The sequence below is a fragment of the Collinsella sp. CLA-ER-H10 genome (genome assembly GCF_040092475.1).
Lineage (GTDB): Bacteria > Actinomycetota > Coriobacteriia > Coriobacteriales > Coriobacteriaceae > Collinsella.
On sequence record NZ_JBBNLM010000059.1, the window covers coordinates 1 to 502 of the forward strand.

A 502-nucleotide genomic window follows, 5' to 3' on the forward strand; every position below is an offset into this window, starting at 1 on the left:
GCAAGCTTCGGGTCGTGGCCGTTGCGGAACTGCTTCAGCATATTCTTCAGTTCCTGCACGCCGACGCCGTCGAGGTCGATTGCGAACGCGTGCAGGAACCGCGCGTTCGCAGCAACGCGGCTCTTACCGAAATACGACACGGGAGCGCAGAAGACGGACTCGTTCTTCCTGTTCGAGTCGATGACGCGCTCCATCACGCCGTCGAGGTCATCGGTCAGCGTGAACCGCTCGACCACGGGGACGTCGTGTTTACGGCCCGTCTTTGTCTTGACCGTCTTGGTCACGTTGGTGATCTGGATGGCGATACCGTTGGGATGGCCGCCACCCCTCTCGTGCCACGGGACCTCCTCGCCGCGGGGCTGCAGGAAACCCTCGGGGAAGATGGTCCGCCAAAAGTCGTACGGGCTGACCCATTCCCAGGACGGATAGTCGGACAGAAGGATGTCGTTCTTCTCGATGTAGGCATGGCGCTGGGCTGCCCACCAGGCATCATCGTGCCCGG

The 502-nt window shown here is 62.2% G+C and carries 1 pseudogene; it reads right to left on the bottom strand.

Annotated features, from left to right (window positions below):
- Positions 1-502 (bottom strand): annotated as a pseudogene (locus AAAX36_RS09490) (hypothetical protein); the annotation flags it as partial.